The organism is Streptomyces sp. NPDC047017, assembly GCF_040644175.1.
Classification (GTDB): Bacteria; Actinomycetota; Actinomycetes; order Streptomycetales; family Streptomycetaceae; genus Streptomyces.
The window spans coordinates 481,927-499,280 of sequence record NZ_JBEYVW010000002.1; the positions used below are offsets into that span (position 1 = coordinate 481,927).

Below are 17,354 nucleotides of genomic sequence, written 5' to 3' on the forward strand. Positions count from 1 at the left end.
TGGGCCGCGGTCAGCGACCGGACTTCGGGGCCTTCCAGCGGGCGATGCCGCGGGCCGCCAGGTTGAGGATCATCACGAAGGCGATCAGGGTGAGCGAGGCCGCCCACGCGCGGTCGTACGCCGCGCCGGAGCCCGCGCTGTTCGCGTACTGCTGGTAGATGTACAGCGGCAGCGAGGACTGCGCCCCCTCGAAGGGGTTCGTGTTGATGAAGGGGTTGCCGAACACCAGCAGCAGCACCGGGGCGGTCTCGCCGGCGATCCGGGCGATGGCCAGCACGACACCGGTGGTGATGCCGCCGATCGAGGTCGGCAGGACCACCTTGACGATGGTGCGCCACTTCGGCACGCCCAGGGCGAGGGACGCCTCGCGCAGCTCGTTCGGGACGAGCTTGAGCATCTCCTCGGTGGAGCGCACCACGACCGGCATCATCAGGATGGCCAGGGCCAGCGACCCGGCGAAGCCGAAGGGCTCCATCTTGAAGATGAGCATCAGGCTGAGGATGAACAGGCCGGCCACGATCGAGGGGATGCCGGTCATCACGTCGACGAAGAACGTCACGGCCCGGGCGAGCGCGCCGCGCCCGTACTCCACGAGGTAGATCGCGGTGAGCACACCGATCGGGGCGCCGATCAGGGTGGCGAGGCCGACCTGCTCCAGGCTGCCGATGATGGCGTGGTAGATGCCGCCGCCCGGCTCGGTGTCGGCGACCACGCCCATCGAGTGGGTGAGGAAGTAGACGTCCAGGACCTTCACGCCGCGCTGCACGGTCGTCCACACCAGGGAGACCAGCGGCACCACGGCGAGCAGAAAGGCCACCCAGACCAGGCTGGTGGCGACCCGGTCCTTGGCCTGGCGGCGGCCCTCGACGCGGGCGGCGATGCCGTAGGTGCCCAGCACGAAGAGAATCCCGGCGATCAGGCCCCACTGGACGTGGCTGTGCAGGCCGCCGGCCAGCCCGATCAGGACGGCGGCGGCGAGGGAGCCGGCGGCGATGGCCCAGGGGGACCAGCGGGGCAGGGACGCGCCGCGCAGGCTGCCGCCCCGCTGCGCGGCGGTGGTCGCGGTGCTCATGCGTTGGCCCCCGAGTACTCCTTGCGGCGGGCGATGATCAGCCGGGCCGCTCCGTTGACCAGCAGGGTGATGACGAAGAGGACCAGGCCGGAGGCGATCAGCGCGTCCCGGCCGTCCTGGGTCGCCTCGCTGAACTTGCTGGCGATGTTCTGCGCGAAGGTGCCGCCGCCCGGGTCGAGCAGGCTGGCCTGGATGTCGAAGGTCGGCGAGAGCACGGTGGCCACGGCCATCGTCTCGCCGAGCGCGCGGCCGAGGCCCAGCATCGAGGCGGAGATCACGCCGGAGCGCCCGAAGGGCAGCACCGACATGCGCACGACCTCCCAGCGGGTGGCGCCCAGCGCGAGTGCCGCCTCCTCGTGCATGCGCGGGACCTGGCGGAACACCTCACGGCTGACGTTGGTCACGATCGGCAGGATCATGATGGCCAGCAGGACGCCGACGGTGAGCATCGAGCGGGGCGCGCCGCCGTCCCAGGAGAAGATCCCGGTCCAGCCCAGGTAGTCGTTGAGCCAGCCGAACAGGCCGTCCAGGTGCGGGACCAGGACCAGGGCGCCCCACAGGCCGTACACGATGGACGGCACGGCGGCGAGCAGGTCGATGACGTACGAGATGGGGCCGCTGAGCCGGCGCGGGGCGTAGTGGGTGAGGAAGAGCGCGATGGCGACCGCGACCGGGACCGCGATGACCATGGCGACCACCGAGGAGACCACCGTGCCGAAGGCCAGCACGGCGATGCCGAAGACCGGCGGCTGCAGGTTGGTGTTCCACTCGAAGGTGGTCAGGAAGTTGCCGTGGTCCCTGCCGATGGCGAGGAACGCGCGGTAGGTGAGGAAGCCCGCGATCGCGGCCATGATCACCAGCAGCAGGATGCCCGAGCCCCGGGAGAGGGCGAGGAAGATGCGGTCTCCGGGCCGGGTGGCGCCGCGGGTGGCGCGCTGCTGCTGCTCGGTCTGGGGCGGCCGGGGGGTGGCAGGCGCGCCCGCGTCTGTGTTCTGTGTGGATATGTCCATCGGGTTCTCCGGTCTGCGGCGCCGTACGCGGTGTACGGCTCCTGGCGGCGGTGCACCGGACGGTGCGGCCCGGCCCCCGGCGTGGCGGGGGCCGGGCCGCACGCGGATCAGCTCAGGCCCTCGATGGTGGTGCGGACCTGGCCGATGATCGCGTCGGGGATCGGCGCGTAGTCGTGCTGGGAGAGCAGGTTCTGGCCGTCCTGGCTGGCGATGTAGCGCAGGAACGCCTTGGTGGCCGGCAGGGTGTCGGCCTTGTTGCCCTTGTCGCAGGCGATCTCGTAGGTGACGAGGACCATCGGGTAGGCGCCCTCGGCCTTGGTGTTGTAGTTGAGCTTGAGCGCCAGGTCCTTGCCGGTGCCGGCGACCTTGGCGTCCGCGATGGCCTTGGTGGCGTTCTCCACGGTGGCCTTGACCGGGGCGGCGGCGCCGGTGGCCAGGGCGACCGTGCTCACGTCCTTGGCGTAGGACAGCTCGAAGTAGCCGATGGCGCCGTTGGTCTGCTTGACCTGCTGGGCCACGCCGGAGGACTGCGGCGCGGCCTGGCCGCCCTTGGCCTGCCACGCCTTGCCGCCCGAGTACGTCCAGTCGCTCGGGGCGGCGGCCTTCAGGTACTTGGTGAAGTTGTCCGTGGTGCCGGACTCGTCGGAGCGGTGGAACGCCTGGATCTTCAGGCTGGGCAGCTTGGCGTTCGGGTTGAGCTTCTTGATCGCCGGGTCGTCCCAGGTCTTGATCTTGTCGTCGAAGATCTTGGCCAGGGTCGGGGCGTCCAGGACCAGGTTGTCGACCCCGGAGACGTTGTAGCCGATCGCGATCGGGCCGCCGACCATCGGCAGGTCGATGCCCTGGCCGCCGCCGGTGCAGACCTTCTGGGAGGCGGTGACCTCCGCCGGCTTCAGCGCGGAGTCGGAACCGGCGAAGGCCACCTGGCCCTGGGTGAACGCCGTCACACCGGCGCCGGAGCCGCCGCCCTTGTAGTTGATCTGCACGCCGCAGGCCTGGCTGAACTGCTTCACCCAGGCGTCGATCGCGTTCTTCTGCGCGGAGGAGCCGTCCGCGAGCAGCTGGCCCTTGGCGCCGTCGCACTTGACGGACGACTTGGAGGCCGCGGTGCTGCCGCCGTCGGAGCCGCTCTTGCCGCCCGTGTCGTCCGAACCGCACGCCGTGAGGGCCAGGGCGCCGGAGACGGCGAGGACGCCGAGAGCGAGTGCCCGCCGGTTCTTGCGCTGAAGCTTCACTGAGGGAATTCCTTCCAGGAGCCGCCGTCCTGATCGGCGGCGTGCGAAGAGTGGGCGACGCCGGGTGGGCCCCGCGGGGCACCCCGGCACCGGGTAAGGCCGAAATTAGGCAGAACAGGTGAAGCGTCCGATGGCCGGAAGTGAACGAGGGGTGAACCCCTGCCGTCGGCGTGGTGAGGTCACGGAATGCTCTCGGACAGGGCACGCGCGGCTTCCGGCAGCCACGCCCCCGCCGCCCGGCAGAGCCCCGTAGCACCGCCCGCGCCGCCTTCCGCTTCCGCCTTCCGCTTCCGCCTTCCGCTTCCGCCTTCCGCTTCCGCCTTCCGCTTTCCGCCTCCGCCCTTCCGGCTGCGCCTGCCGTTCCGCCTTCTGCTTGCGCCGTACGGGAACCCGCCGGGCCCTCGTGGCGTCTCGGTCCAGGGGGAGCCGGCAGGAGGCGCGGACAGGAGACGCGGACATGGAACGGCGCACGTTCATCGCGGGCGGCGCGGGAGCGGTCGCCGCCGTCACCACGGCCGGGTGCGGCGGCCACGGCGGCAGCGGCGGCGGTACGCCGTCGGGGGCGGCCGGCGGCGGCGCCCCGGGCACGACCGCCTCCCGAAGCCCCTCCGGCACCGCCGCGCGGACCACCGGGGCCGCCGCCCCCGCCGACTGGACCGCGCTCGCCCGGGACCTCGACGGCTCCCTGGTCCGCCCCGGCGACGCCGACTGGACGACCGCGCGCCGCCTCTACAACACCCGCTTCGACACGCTGCGGCCCGCCGCCGTCGCCTACCCGGCGCACGCCGGCGACCTCCGCGCGCTGCTCGGCTACGCCCGCGCCCGCCGGGTCCCCGTGGCGATCCGCAACGGCGGCCACTCGTACGCGGGCTGGTCCTCCGGCGACGGCCGTCTGGTCCTCGACGTCTCCCGGCTCGACCGGGTCCGGGTGAGCGGCACGTCCGCGGTGGTCGGCGCCGGCGCCAAGCTCATCGACGTCTACCGCGCGCTCGTCGCGCGGGGCGTGACCGTACCGGCCGGCACCTGCCCGACCGTGGGCGTCTCCGGCCTGGCGCTGGGCGGCGGCCACGGGATCGTCTCCCGCGCCTACGGCCTGACCTGCGACAGCCTGACCCAGGCCACCCTCGTCACCGCCGACGGCCGGCAGCTCACCGCGAACGCCACCGAGAACCCGGACCTGTTCTGGGCGCTGCGCGGCGCCGGGAACGGGAACTTCGGTGTCGTCACCGAACTGCGCTTCGCCACCCACCCCGCCCCGCAGGCCGTCTCGGCCCACCTGACCTGGCCGTGGGCGCAGGCGGCCGCGGTGGTGCGGGCCTGGCAGGAGTGGGGCCCGGACCAGCCCGACGAGATCTGGTCCTCCCTCAGCCTGGAGAAGCCGGCCGGCGGCGGCCCGAAGGTGTCGGTGTCCGCCTTCTCCCTGGGCACGTACGGCGAACTGCAGAACGCCGTGGACCGGCTGGCCGCCCGAACCGGCGCCCGGGCGACGGGCGTCTCGCTCGACCGCCACTCCTACGAAGGGGCGATGGAGGCGTACGCGGGCTGCTCGTCCTTCGCGGCCGAACCCCAGTGCCATCTGCCCGGCGCCACCCCGGGCCGCTCCGCGCAGGGCGCCCTCGGCCGGGAGACGTACGCGGCCCGCTCGGACTTCTTCGACCGCTCGCTCACCGAGGACGGCGTCCAGGCGGTCGTGTCCCAACTGGCCTCGGCCCACGGCGGGGCGGGCAGCATCGCGTTCGTCGCGCTCGGCGGCGCGGTCAACCGGGTCTCCCCCACGGCGACGGCCTTCGTGCACCGCCGCTCACGCATGCTCGCCCAGTACATCGCCTCCTGGACGCCGGGCACCGCCGGGGCGGCCGCCCAGTCCTGGCTGGCCACCGCCCACCGGGCGATGCGCCCCTACGCCTCCGGGGCGGCCTACCAGAACTACATCGACCCGACCCTGGCCGACTGGCGCACGGCGTACTACGGCGACGCGGCCGGCCGCCTGGCGAAGGTGAAGCAGCGCTACGACCCGGACCGCTTCTTCACGTCCCCGCAGGGCCTGTAGGCCCCGCCGCCCTCACGCCGCGAGATCCCGCTCCTCCACCGAGGCCCGCTCCTCACCGCACGTCCCGGACAGCACCCGGCTCACTCCGGCGCCCCGCCGGCCGCGCACCAGCCACCCGCCCCACCGCGTGCTCGCGACCGCCCTGACCACCGGGGTGAGCAGCGCGCCGGCGAGCGGCGACAGCAGCAGCGCGACCGCCGTGCCGAGCGCGAACCCGCCGACCACGTCCGTCGGGTAGTGCACGCCCAGGTACACCCGGCAGAAGCCCTCGGCCAGCGCGAGGCCGATCCCGGCCAGCCCGAACCGCCGGTCGACCACGAACAGCGCGACCCCCATCGCCATGGTGAGCGTCGCGTGGTCGCTGACGAACGAGAAGTCGGTCTTCCCCGCCACCAGGACGTCCAGCCCCTGATGGTCCCGGAAGGGCCGGGGCCGCTCCACGAACCCGCGGATCGGCACGTTCACCAGGACCGCGATCCCGGCCGCCAGCGGCGCCCACACCAGCGCGGCCACGGACGCGGGGGCGTCCTCCCCGCCGCGCCGCCGCACCGACCACCAGCACCACACCACGAGCAGCACCATGGCGAGCAGCAGCCCGTACTCACCGACGAACTCCATGGCCCGGTCGCACCAGTGCGGTGCGTCCTTGGCCAGGCCGTTGATGTCGTAGAGCAGGTCGACGTCGGGGTTCGACCCGGATTCGGCGAGTCCAGCCATGGTGCTGCGGCCCCTTCGTCGTGTCCTTCCGGACGCACCGTGTGTGCGCCGCTGCTGCCACCCCCGTGGTCGTAGGTCCGCTTCCGCTGTCCGCGCGCGTGTGCGACGCGCGCTCCTCCGACGCCCCCTGGGCTACGTCAACAGGAACGCACGGCCCCGTTTGATACGTTCCACACTCCACCGAATGATCACGCAGACGTTATCGAAGAGAAACACGTCTCCGCAGCTCAGGGGTGGGATTCACGCTCGGTTCACACGGACGTGGGCAGCGCTTTCGCGCCATCCTCGGTGACCCGGGTGGCGCCGAAGTAGTCGGGCGTGTCGATCGGGTCGAACCGGATCACGGCCCCCGTCCGCGGCGCGTCGATCATGTACCCGCCGCCGACGTAGATCCCCACGTGCCGGATCGCCCGCGAGTTGGTGAGATCGTCGGAGAAGAACACCAGATCCCCCGGCAGCAGCTCCTCCCGCTTGGGGTGCGGCCCCGCGTTGTACTGGTCGTTCGCCACCCGCGGCAACGACACCCCCACACTCTTGTACGCCGCCCGCGTCAGCCCCGAACAGTCGAACCGCCCCCCCTGCTCGACGGTCCCCTCCCCACCCCACAGATACGGCGTCCCCAACTTGCTCTGCGCGTAGGAGATGGCGGCGGCGGCCTGCTTGGAGGGGTCGAGACGGGCGACGGGGGCGGCGAAACTTTCGGCCAGTGTCCTGATCGTCTTCACGTAGTTGCGGGTCTCGGCGTACGGCGGCACGCCCGCGTACCTGATGACCGCGTCCGCACCCGCGTTGTACGCGGCCAGCATGTTCGACGAGACGTCCCCCGGCACCGTCCTGACGTACGAGGCGAGCTGGCAGTCGTAGGAGGCGGCCGACGGGATCGCGTCGTTCGGGTCCCAGACGTCGCGCTTGCCGTCGCCGTTGCCGTCGATGCCGTGGGTGGCCCAGGTGCCGGGGATGAACTGCGCTATGCCCTGCGCCTGCGCCGGGCTGACGGCACGCGGGTTGAAGCCGCTCTCCTGGTACAACTGGGCGGCCAGCAGGGACGGGTTGATGGCCGGGCAGAGGTTGCCCCACTTCTGCACCAGGGTGCTGTAGACGGCCGGCACCGCCCCCCGCGCGAGCCCGACGGCTCCCGCGCCCGCTCCGCCCACGGCGTTCCCGGCGACGAGGTACACGGCGACGACGAGCGCCATCACGAAAGCCAGCCCGGAGCCGACGGCGGCGATCACCAGCACCCAGGTCCTACGCACCGTCAACCGCCCCTCGCCGCACGGGAGTCCGCCGCGAACAGTCTAGGGGTGCGCTGCCTGGTTTCAGAGGGGGTCACACACCGGGAACAGGCCATCCCACCTCTCGGACGCCGCACGCGCGGCCACCGCCCGCGCGGCCACCGTCACCTCGGCCGCCCCACCGGCCAGGGCCCCGGTCGTGCTCCTCACGGTTCCGCGGCGGCGTCCTTGTACAGGGCGGCGGCGGTGGTGGCGAAGGCGACGCTGTAGGAGGTGTCCGGGGTGGAGCCGCCCATCTCGTGGCCGCCGAGGACGCCGACGACCGCGTGGTCGCGGTTGATCCACGGGCTGCCGCTGGTGCCGCTGGTGAACTCCGGGCAGTCGATGCGCTGCTGGGTGCTGCTGTGCGCGGTGGGCCGGTTGGTGCAGCTGATGGGCTGTTCGCGGGAGTCGGGGTAGCCGGTGACCGTCACCGAGGTCGCCCCGGTCGCCGCCCCGGCCACGAACCGGTTGGCGCCGACGACGTCCTCGATGCTCTTCCCGCCGAGCGGGGTCACGACGGCGAAGCCGAGGTCGCTGTCCTCGTCCTGCTCCTTGGTCCAGCCGGTGGGCAGGAAGCGTCTTTGCACCTTCCACAGGCCGTAGGGCGCCCTGCCGTCGCGGTACCCCGGCGCGAAGACCAGATCGGTGCTGTCGGACAGGCAGTGCCCGGCGCTGAGGATGAGGTCGCCGTGCGGACTGTGCACCACCGAGGCCGTGCAGAAGTGATTGCCGGCGAGGGACCGGGCGTCCTCCGCGTCGAACAGCGCACCGATCCGGGCGCTCTGCGGCGTCACCGTGGTCACGGCGGTCACCCCGAGGGGACCGGGACCGTCGTCGGCGGACGCGACCGAGGCAGAGGTCACGGCGACCAGCATCAGGCCGACGAACAGCGCCTGACGCCGGGCGCTGGTCCTCGGGCGTCCGTGGTGAACGGGGCTCTGGGTACCTGGGGTGCGCTTCATCAGCCACCACTGTGGCCCACCAAGGTGAGAAACGGCTCCAGACTTCACTGAGATTTTCCTGTGAACCCCCCGTTCACCGCACAGTCTGCCCCGCATCGCCCTCCTTGTCCCTCCGCTCGGCCCGGCCGCGTATGCCCGAACGGCCGTCCGCACCCGGGGGCGACGGCCGACAGGCTGATACCCCCGTGAGGACGTCCCACTCGGCCATGGCCCGCCACCTCCGTTCCCGGCGCCGACAGGCGCGCGAGCAGGACCGCCGGAAGGCCCGGCACCCCGCCGACCTTGGAAACCACGGTACGGCCCACCCCGGCCGCGCGCCTCCCGGACGCCCGGCCGGCCGCCGCGCCGACGGCTCACCCGAACGGACGCCCACCAGGGCCGTCCGGCGGAGCGACCACCGCCGCGAAGCGTGAGACCATCGAAACGGCGCCTCACCCGACCGGCCGTCAGAAACCGCGCCCGGCACGAGAAGTGGCCAACGACGGGACCACACCACAGGTTCCGTTTCTTACCTCATTGCCCGGCGTGACCTGCCGTGATACACAGAGTGACCATACGGACAAAACTCGCCGCCAATGGCGCCAAGTCGACATACGCGGGCGTCGTCGTCGGCGACAATGAGGGCCGACCTCTGCGCGCCCGCAGGGGCCGCGGAACTACCCACCAGGGGCGGTGACTTACATGCTCTTTGCGGCCGACAAGGGAGACATCAACACCATCATCGGCGGGATCGCCCCGAACTGGGGCCCCTTCGGCAGCCTGGGCAACGAGGCGAAGGTGATGATCGAGGTGGTGATGGCGGTGGCCATCCTGCTCTGCCTCGGAATCGCCGTGTGGGGTGCCGCCAAACAGCGGATCGGCGCGACCGCCCTGCGCGACACCTTCAGCGCGGAGCAGGGCAAGGGCCTGATCATCGCCGGTCTCACCGGGGTGTTCATCATCGGTTCCCTCGGCACCCTGTTCACCATCGTGTACGGCATGGCGGTGTAGCACGTGCGTGCCAGGTGACCGGCGCACACCCGCGCACCCCGCGCACGGCGCCCCGCCCGCACCGCCGACCGCCCCCCGCGGGCGCGACCGGTGCCCCCGTTGCCCCCGCCCACCCACCGTGCCCACCGGCCGAGGTTGCGTTTCCCTGATGTCGAGTCACCACACCGCGCCCGCGCGGGAACCAGCACGGCTACCGTCGTACGTCTACGCGTTCCGGTACGAGGTAGAGGTCGAGGTCGAGGGGGCCTGCGGGACATGAGTCTCGGAGACGAGCACGGACACGGCGCCGGCGACCCGGCGCGCGCCGACGACGGTCCGTACGGCGGTCCGTACGGCGGCGGCCAGACCCGCACCCGGCTCCCCGACCGGGCCGGCGACCCCTACGGCGGAGCCCGCCGCGGCGGCCGCTCGCCCTCGCGCGGCCTGATCACGGTGGTCGCCGTGGTCGTCCTCCTCATCGCCGCCATCGCGGTCGCCAACCGCTCCGGCGGCGGCTCCTCCGGCGCCTCGGGCGCCCGCGGCAAGGCCCCCAAGACCTCGGCCACCGCCCCGACCGGCACCCGCCCGGTGACCACAAAGACCGGAGGAATCCCCTCCGGTTTCGCCCACGACGAACAGGGGGCACAGAGCGCGGCGGCGAACTACTCCGTGGCACTGGGCTCGGCGGAGATGTTCGACGCCGCCCAGCGCCACCGGATCGTGAACACCGTCTACGCCCCCGACATCGCCACCCGCCGCCAGACCGACCTGGACAGCGCGTACTCCAGCCCGTCCTTCCTCGGCAGCATCGGCCTCAGCAAGGACGGCGCCGCACCCTCCGGCCAGACGTTCATCTCCCGCGTGGTCCCGGTGGGCACCAGGACCACGTCACTGAGCGGGGACAAGGCGAGCGTCGAGGTCTGGTACACGTCGCTGTTCGGCCTGTCCGGAGCGGCGTCGACCAACCCCGTGTCCGAGAGCTGGTACACCACCACGTACCAGCTGACGTGGGTCGACAACGACTGGAAGATCACCGACTTCCAGCAGAAGGACGGTCCCGTGCCGGTCGGACGCGATCAGCGTGCCTCCACCGCCGACGACATGACGAAGGCCGTCGAGGAGTACGGAGGGTTCACGTATGCGCGCTGATCACCGCTTCCTCAAGGTGGCGGCCGCCGTCACCGCCGTACAGACCGGCATGGTGCTGCTCGCCGGCCGGGCCCTGGCCGCACCGCCCTCCCCCGGCCCCACCTCGTCGGCCCCGTCGTCGCCCTCGCCGTCGCCGAGCAAGGACCTGTGCGGGCTGATCCGCGGCCCCGCCAAGGACTACTGCGAGAAGGGCCAGGCCCCCGCGACCTCCACCGGCGGCGGCACCGACCCCAGCTCCAGCCTCGACCCCCTCTCCTCCCTCGCCAAAGGCTGCGCCGACGCCGCCTCCTGGACGATCAAGCAGCTCACCAAGGCCCTGCACGACACCGCCACCGTCGACTTCACCAACGCGGCCTTCCGTAAGCAGTACGCCATCGTCTTCGCCGCCTCGGCCATCCTCACCCTGCTGCTGTGGCTGCTCGCCGTCGCCAAGCGGGCCGTGCGCGGCGTGCCGCTGAGCACCGCCCTGTCGGAGGCCGTCGGCTTCCTGTGGCTGACCGTGCTCGCCTCCGCCTTCACCCCGCTGGTCCTCTACACCGTCGTCTCGGCGACCGACAGCGTCAGCGACGTCATGGCCAAGGCCACCGGCGACCAGACCGGCACGTTCTTCGGCACCTTCTCCTCCGCGCTGGACAAGGGCACGGACATCGGCGGCGGCCCGATCATGCTGATCCTGGTGTCGCTCATCTCGATCCTCGCCGCGGGCGTGCTCTACATGGAGATGTTCCTGCGGGCGATCCTGCTGTACGTGGGCGCCCTGCTCGGCGTCGTCGTCTACTCCGGACTCGTCGACAAGAACCTCTGGGGCCACGTCCGCCGCTGGGCCGGCGTCATGATCGCCGTGATCCTCGTCAAGCCGGTCATCGTCATCGTGCTCGGCCTCGCCAGCGCCCTGACCACGGACAAGGGCCCCGACTCCCTCGGCGCTGTCGTCTCCGGCCTCGCCATCATCCTGCTCGCCATCTTCGCCAGCGCGATGATCTACCGCTTCGTCCCCGGCTTCGGCGACGAGATCGCCGCCGGCCGCAACAACCGCATCATGCAGGGCGCCGAACGCAAGGCCGCGGCCGTCATCAGCTCCCCGGCCACCCTGGTCGCCCAGGGCATCAAGACCCACAGCACCCGCGCCGACAGCAACGGCGCGGGCGGCGGCGGCCAGTCCTCCGGCCCCCGCCCCGCCAACCCCGCCTCCGGCGGCGTCGCCGCGCACAGCTCGCGCGGCTCCGACAGCGGCGGGTCCGCCCCCTCCGCCGCCCCCGCTCCCCGCGCCCCCAGCCCGGTGAACACCCCGCACGCCAGCAGCACCCGCAACAGCAGCACCAACCGCACGGGAGGTGAAGGGCGTTGACGACCGAGTCCCACGTGTCCCCCGCGATCACGCCCCGCCGTACCTATCTCATCGGCCGCGCCCGGCCGAACGCGATCATCGGCCGCAACCGCGAGACCGGCGAGATCGCCCTGATCGTCGCCGGCGCGTTCATCGGCATGATGTGCGGACTCCTCGTCCCCGTACTGCCCCTGCGCATCATGCTGCTGGCCGGCTTCCCGATGCTGGCGCTGGCCGCCGTCTACGTGCCCTACCGGCACCGCACCTTCTACAAGTGGTTCGAGATCAACCGCAGCTACAAGCGCTCCGTCAAGCGCGGCACCGCCTACCGCTCCGGCGTGATGGAGGCCGGCACCGGCCTCGACGGCCGCGAGATCGAGATCGGGCCGCCCCCTGGCATCGGCCGGATCAGCTGGCTCGCCGCCCCCTTCGGCCCCGACGAGATCGCCGTCCTGCTGCACGCCGACCGCAAGACCGTCACCGCCGCCATCGAGATCGAGGGCCCCGGCGTCGGCCTGCGCGACTCCGAGGACCAGGAAGCCCTCGTCGACCGGTTCGGCACCCTGCTCAAGCACGTGGCCAACGGCGACGGCTTCGTCACCCGGCTGCAGATGCTCGCCCGCACCCTGCCCGCCGACCCCGACGCCCACGCCAAGGACGTCACCCAGCGCGGCGACGAACGCTCCCCGCAGTGGCTCCAGGAGTCCTACGACCAGTTGCAGTCCATGGTGTCCACCAGCAGCGAGCAGCACCGCGCCTACCTCGTCGCCTGCATGCACTACACCCGCGAACTGGCCGCCGAGGCCCAGGCCATGGCCCGCGCCGCCCGACCCCGGGCCGGCCGCAAGCTGGACCGGGACGCCGGACTCGCCGTCGTCATGGCCCGCGAGCTGACCGACATCTGCTCCCGCCTCCAGGAAGCCGACATCCGCGTCCGCCAGCCGCTCGGCCAGGGCCGGCTCGCCTCCCTGATCCACTCCATGTACGACCCGGACCACCCCATCGACCACATCCAGGCGATGACCAAGCGCAACGCCTGGCCGGCCGAACTGGACGCGATGGAGCCGACGTTCCTCCAGGCCAAGACCCGCGAGTCGGCCACCCGCGAACCCTGGTGCCACGCCACCGCCTGGGTCAAGGAGTGGCCGATGACCCCGGTCGGCGTGAACTTCCTGGCGCCCCTGCTCGTCCACACCCCGGACGTCATCCGCACCGTCGCCGTCACCATGGACCTCGAACCCACCGAGGTCGCCATCGAGCGCATGCTCACCGAGAAGACCAACGACGTCGCCGAGGCCAGCCGCGCCGCCAAGATGAACCGCACCGTGGACCCGCGCGACGTCCAGGCCCACCACCGCATCGACCAGCGCGGCGAGGACCTCGCCAGCGGCGCCGCCGGCGTCAACCTCGTCGGCTACATCACCGTCTCCGCCCGCACCCCCGAGGCCCTGGCCCGCGACAAGCGCACCATCCGCGCCTCGGCCGGGAAGTCGTACCTGAAACTGGAGTGGTGCGACCGCGAGCACCACCGCGCCTTCGTGAACACGCTCCCGTTCGCCACCGGAATCCGACGGTAGGGGCTGATGCTCTGATGCGGGACCCGCTGACCGCACTCACGGACGCCTTCACGGCCTTCCTGTTCGGGAAGATCGAGACGACCCGGCTGCCGGTGCGCACCTCCACCGGCCAGGCCCAGGCGGTCTACCTGCCCACCGCCGCGCCCGGCCTCGGCGACTCGGGCGTCATCATCGGCCGCGAGGTGTACTCCGGGAAGGGCTACATCTACGACCCCTTCCAGCTGTACGGCCAGCAGCTGCCCGCCCCGCACTGGCTGGTCCTCGGCGAGTCGGGCAACGGCAAGTCCGCGCTGGAGAAGACGTACGTCCTGCGCCAGCTGCGCTTCCGCGACCGCCAGGTCGTCGTCCTGGACGCCCAGGGCGAGGACGGCGTCGGCGAGTGGAACCTCATCGCCGAGGAGCTGGGGATAACCCCCATCCGCCTCGACCCGACCGCCGCCCTGAACCACGGCATCCGCCTCAACCCGCTGGACCCGTCGATCACCACGACCGGCCAGCTCGCGCTGCTGCGCACCATCATCGAGGTCGCGATGGGCCACGGCCTGGACGAGCGCTCCGGCTTCGCCCTCAAGGTCGCGCACGCCTACGTCAACGAGACCATCGTCCAGCGCCAGCCGGTGCTGTCCGACATCGTCGAGCAGCTGCGTCACCCCGAACCGGAGTCGGCGGAGGCGATGAACGTCGCCATAGACGACGTACGCGCCTGGGGCCTGGACGTCGCCCTCGTCCTGGACCGCCTGGTCGACGGCGACCTGCGCGGCATGTTCGACGGCCCCACCACCGTCGGCATCGACCTGGACGCGCCGCTGATCGTCTTCGACCTCTCGCACATCGACCGCAACTCCATCGCCATGCCCATCCTGATGGCGATCGTCGGCGTGTGGCTGGAGCACACCTGGATCCGCCCCGACCGCAAGAAGCGCATCTTCCTGGTCGAGGAAGCCTGGCACATCATCAACAGCCCGTTCGTGGCCCAGCTGTTCCAGCGGCTGCTGAAGTTCGGCCGCCGGCTCGGCCTGTCCTTCGTCGCCGTCGTCCACCACCTGTCCGACGTGGTCGACGGCGCGGCCGCCAAGGAGGCCGCCGCGATCCTCAAGATGGCCTCCACCAGGACCATCTACGCCCAGAAGGCCGACGAGGCGAGAGCCACCGGCCGGGTCCTCGGTCTGCCCCGGTGGGCGGTGGAGATCATCCCCACCCTCACCCCGGGCATCGCCGTGTGGGACGTCAACGGCAACGTCCAGGTCGTCAAGCACCTGATCACGGAGACCGAACGCCCGCTGGTCTTCACCGACCGGGCCATGACGGAGTCCTCCCGCGACCGCCTCGACGCCGACGACGCCCTGCGCGCCGCCGAACTGGAGGCCGAGCAGCGGGCGGCTGCCTTCATGGAGCAGCACGTCCCCGACCTGGGCGGCTCGTCCGAGTCGACGGTGGCGTAGGAGGCACGGCGAGGTGAGACCGGACGACGGCGACCAGCGGCAGGGGCCGGGCCGGCGGGGCGGCCAGGGCGGCATCCCGGACGGCCTGCTGGTCGGCCTGCTCGCCTTCCTGCTCGGCATGACCGTGCTGGTGTGGACGGCGACCGGCCTGGCCGGCCTGTTCGCGCACGGCTCCTGGCCGTCCGGCGTCACCTTCACCCGTACGCCCGCGGCCATGCGCCACCTCATCGCCCGCCCGCACGACGTCCCCGGCGCCTGGCCCGACGCCCCGCCGGGCAGCCTGACGGGGTACGGGCTCTTCTGGGGCCTGTTCATCGGCCAGCTGATGGTGCTGTTCGTGCTGACCGTGTTCACCCTCGGTACGACGGCACGCTGGCGGGCGGGACGGGCACGGCGCCGCGCCGAGGCCATGGCCGCCCGGGCCCGGACCACGGCCGCCGCACCGGATCGGCCGCCCGCCCCGGCCGCCCACGAGGTCCCGCTGCCGGCTCCCCGGCACGACCTGCCGGGCCCACGGACAGCTCCCGCCCCGGGACTCCCGCCGCCGGACGGCCACCACCACCCGGCCGAGGCCCCGGCACCCCACCAGGCGCCCCCGGCCGACCCGGCCGCTCCCCTGGTGGCGTCGGCGGCAGCGGTGACCGCCGCGCCCGCCGCGCCGGAAGCCCCGCAGCCCCTCACGCAGAAGCGGCAGCCGTCCGGCGGCACCGAGGACCCGCGGCCCTCGCTCTTCGTGGGCCCGAAGGACAGCCGCCGCCCGACCGCCGCCCAGACGATCCGCGACGCGGCCGGCCCGGCCCTCGTCGTCACCTCCGACCCCGCCCTGTGGCAGGAGACGAAGGACGCGCGGGCCAAACTGGGGCCGGTCCTCCTCTACGACCCCGCCCACCTCTGCGACACCCCGGCCCGCCTGCACTGGTCGCCCACGGCGGGCTGCGAGGACAAGGACACCGCGGTGGCGCGGGCGGCCGCCCTGCTCGCCCCGGTCCGCCCGACCGCCCGGATCGACCAGGCGGTGAGCGACACCGCGCAGACCCTGCTGCGCAGTTACCTGCACGCCGCCGCCATCGACGGCCGCACCATCCGCCACGTCCACCGCTGGTCGCAGGGCACCCAGCTCCAGGACGCCGTACGGACCCTGCGCACCCACCCCAAGGCGGCCCCGGGAACGGCGGGCGAGCTGGAGGCCGCGCTCACCTCGCACCCCGAACGCCGGGACATCGCCCAGGAACTGACCGGCCGTGCCCTGGCCGCCCTGTTCACGGTGAACATCCGCGAGGCGTGCACTCCTCACCGAAATGATGCGCTCGCCTTGGATTCCTTCGTCAACGAAGGGGGAACGCTTTACCTGGTGGGCGAGTCCATCGAGGATCCCCGCTCCAAGCCTGGCGCGATGCCGTTCCTGACGGCTCTCGCCGCAAGCGTGGTCGAGCGCGGCCGGCGCATGGCCGAACGGTCATCCTCCGGTCGGCTCGACCCACCACTCGCGCTCGTCCTGGACGACGTGGCGGCCGTCGCCCCGCTGCCCCAGCTCCCCGGGCTGCTGGCCGGCGGGGCCGGTCGCGGCCTGCCGACCCTGGCCCTGCTCCGCTCCCGCGAGCAGGGCCGCGCCCGCTGGCCGCACGACGAACTCCCCGGCTGACCGGGCCCGTCGCTCTCAGGGACGTTCGAGTACGAACTCCAGCTCCCGCGCGTCCGGGTCACCGGCCATCGGCACCGTGACCCCGCTCGGCAGGAACCCGATCCGGCGGTAGAAGCGCTGGGCCCGGCCGTTGTCCTCGTGCACCAGCAGCCGCACCCGCTCGACCTCGGCCTCCCAGGCCCACCGCAGGGCCTCGTCGAACAGCACCTCGGTCAGGCCGCAGCCGCGCTGCTCGGGCTGGACGTACACCCCGACGAGATGCCCCTGCCGCCGCTCGATCGGGAACCCAGCCCAGTCGGTGGTGCCGGCCTCCTCCACGAGCACGGTGACGGTCCCGACCCACTGGCCGTCCGGCCCTTCCGCGATGAACTGCTGGGTCCCGGTGGCCCCCACGCAGGCCCCCGCCGCCCGCTCCACCCAGAAGGAGTCCGGCCGGACGACGGCCGCGTCATAGGTGTCCAGGAAGGCGAGGTGGGCGATCGGGTCCCGCAGCGACTGGAGCCGCAGCGCCTTCATGGCCGGCCACTCCTCGGCACGTATGGCCCGGACCAGGAACTTCTCGTTGTCATCGGGGATGCTCATGGGAATCACCGTAGTCCAGGAAAAAAGAAAAGGCCCACACCATTTAAGGTGTGGGCCTTTCCCAAAGAATTGTTCGGCGGTGTCCTACTCTCCCACAGGGTCCCCCCTGCAGTACCATCGGCGCTGTAAGGCTTAGCTTCCGGGTTCGGAATGTAACCGGGCGTTTCCCTCACGCTATGACCACCGAAACACTATGAAACAATCAACCGCACCATGTGTGGCACATGGGGTTGTTCGTGGTTTCAGAACCAACACAGTGGACGCGAGCAACTGAGGACAAGCCCTCGGCCTATTAGTACCGGTCACCTCCACACGTTACCGTGCTTCCAGATCCGGCCTATCAACC

At 72.0% G+C, this 17,354-nt stretch carries 14 protein-coding genes and 2 rRNA genes; 7 read left to right on the forward strand and 9 right to left on the reverse strand.

Annotation, left to right across the window (positions count from 1 at the left end):
- Positions 1-10: 10 nt before the first annotated feature.
- From pstA to pstS, 3 genes are all read right to left on the reverse strand, one after another.
- Positions 11-1,072, reverse strand: a complete 1,062-nt coding sequence (gene pstA, locus ABZ858_RS05555; protein WP_361372886.1) for a phosphate ABC transporter permease PstA — start codon at positions 1,070-1,072, stop codon at positions 11-13.
- Positions 1,069-2,082, reverse strand: coding sequence for a phosphate ABC transporter permease subunit PstC (gene pstC / locus ABZ858_RS05560; protein ID WP_361372888.1), 1,014 nt, complete (start codon positions 2,080-2,082; stop codon positions 1,069-1,071). Before pstC ends, pstA begins: the two co-directional genes overlap by 4 nt.
- Before the next feature lie 107 nt (positions 2,083-2,189).
- Complete coding sequence (gene pstS, locus ABZ858_RS05565; RefSeq protein WP_361372890.1) at positions 2,190-3,317, reverse strand: phosphate ABC transporter substrate-binding protein PstS; 1,128 nt, start codon at positions 3,315-3,317, stop codon at positions 2,190-2,192.
- 457 nt (positions 3,318-3,774) lie between these two features.
- On the opposite strand from pstS, the gene ABZ858_RS05570 reads away from it, so the two are divergent.
- A complete protein-coding gene (locus ABZ858_RS05570; protein WP_361372892.1) occupies positions 3,775-5,367 on the forward strand; it encodes an FAD-binding oxidoreductase in 1,593 nt (530 codons plus the stop codon).
- Positions 5,368-5,379: 12 nt separating this feature from the next.
- On the opposite strand, the gene ABZ858_RS05575 is transcribed toward ABZ858_RS05570, so the two are convergent.
- The 3 genes from ABZ858_RS05575 to ABZ858_RS05585 all read right to left on the reverse strand — a co-directional run bounded on the left by ABZ858_RS05575 (position 5,380) and on the right by ABZ858_RS05585 (position 8,320).
- Positions 5,380-6,084: a phosphatase PAP2 family protein gene (locus ABZ858_RS05575; RefSeq protein ID WP_361372894.1), complete on the reverse strand. Its 705-nt coding sequence runs from the start codon at positions 6,082-6,084 to the stop codon at positions 5,380-5,382.
- Positions 6,085-6,335: 251 nt separating this feature from the next.
- Positions 6,336-7,337 carry a bifunctional lytic transglycosylase/C40 family peptidase gene (locus ABZ858_RS05580; protein ID WP_361372896.1) on the reverse strand — a complete coding sequence of 334 codons (1,002 nt, stop codon included), beginning with the start codon at positions 7,335-7,337 and terminating at the stop codon, positions 6,336-6,338.
- Positions 7,338-7,522: 185 nt separating this feature from the next.
- Positions 7,523-8,320 carry a trypsin-like peptidase domain-containing protein gene (locus ABZ858_RS05585; protein ID WP_361372898.1) on the reverse strand — a complete coding sequence of 266 codons (798 nt, stop codon included), beginning with the start codon at positions 8,318-8,320 and terminating at the stop codon, positions 7,523-7,525.
- Positions 8,321-9,001: 681 nt separating this feature from the next.
- On the opposite strand from ABZ858_RS05585, the gene ABZ858_RS05590 reads away from it, so the two are divergent.
- From ABZ858_RS05590 to ABZ858_RS05615, 6 genes are all read left to right on the forward strand, one after another.
- Positions 9,002-9,310 carry a hypothetical protein gene (locus tag ABZ858_RS05590; protein WP_009189392.1) on the forward strand — a complete coding sequence of 103 codons (309 nt, stop codon included), beginning with the start codon at positions 9,002-9,004 and terminating at the stop codon, positions 9,308-9,310.
- A 255-nt stretch (positions 9,311-9,565) separates the two neighbouring features.
- The gene (locus ABZ858_RS05595; RefSeq protein WP_361372900.1) at positions 9,566-10,438 is read left to right on the forward strand and encodes a hypothetical protein; all 873 of its coding nucleotides are present in this window, start codon (positions 9,566-9,568) and stop codon (positions 10,436-10,438) included.
- Complete coding sequence (locus ABZ858_RS05600; RefSeq protein WP_361372902.1) at positions 10,428-11,786, forward strand: hypothetical protein; 1,359 nt, start codon at positions 10,428-10,430, stop codon at positions 11,784-11,786. Before ABZ858_RS05595 ends, ABZ858_RS05600 begins: the two co-directional genes overlap by 11 nt.
- Positions 11,783-13,342 carry an SCO6880 family protein gene (locus ABZ858_RS05605; protein ID WP_361372904.1) on the forward strand — a complete coding sequence of 520 codons (1,560 nt, stop codon included), beginning with the start codon at positions 11,783-11,785 and terminating at the stop codon, positions 13,340-13,342. Before ABZ858_RS05600 ends, ABZ858_RS05605 begins: the two co-directional genes overlap by 4 nt.
- A gap of 14 nt (positions 13,343-13,356) precedes the next feature.
- Positions 13,357-14,784 carry an ATP-binding protein gene (locus ABZ858_RS05610; protein ID WP_361372906.1) on the forward strand — a complete coding sequence of 476 codons (1,428 nt, stop codon included), beginning with the start codon at positions 13,357-13,359 and terminating at the stop codon, positions 14,782-14,784.
- Positions 14,785-14,797: 13 nt separating this feature from the next.
- Positions 14,798-16,426, forward strand: coding sequence for a type VI secretion protein (locus ABZ858_RS05615; RefSeq protein WP_361372908.1), 1,629 nt, complete (start codon positions 14,798-14,800; stop codon positions 16,424-16,426).
- Between the two features lie 15 nt (positions 16,427-16,441).
- On the opposite strand, the gene ABZ858_RS05620 is transcribed toward ABZ858_RS05615, so the two are convergent.
- The 3 genes from ABZ858_RS05620 to ABZ858_RS05630 form a co-directional block, all read right to left on the reverse strand.
- On the reverse strand, positions 16,442-17,008 hold the full coding sequence (locus ABZ858_RS05620) for a GNAT family N-acetyltransferase (protein WP_361372910.1): 567 nt from the start codon (positions 17,006-17,008) through the stop codon (positions 16,442-16,444).
- A gap of 71 nt (positions 17,009-17,079) precedes the next feature.
- Positions 17,080-17,196: ribosomal RNA gene (gene rrf, locus ABZ858_RS05625) — 5S ribosomal RNA — on the reverse strand.
- A gap of 84 nt (positions 17,197-17,280) precedes the next feature.
- Positions 17,281-17,354 (reverse strand): 23S ribosomal RNA (locus ABZ858_RS05630); the annotation flags it as partial.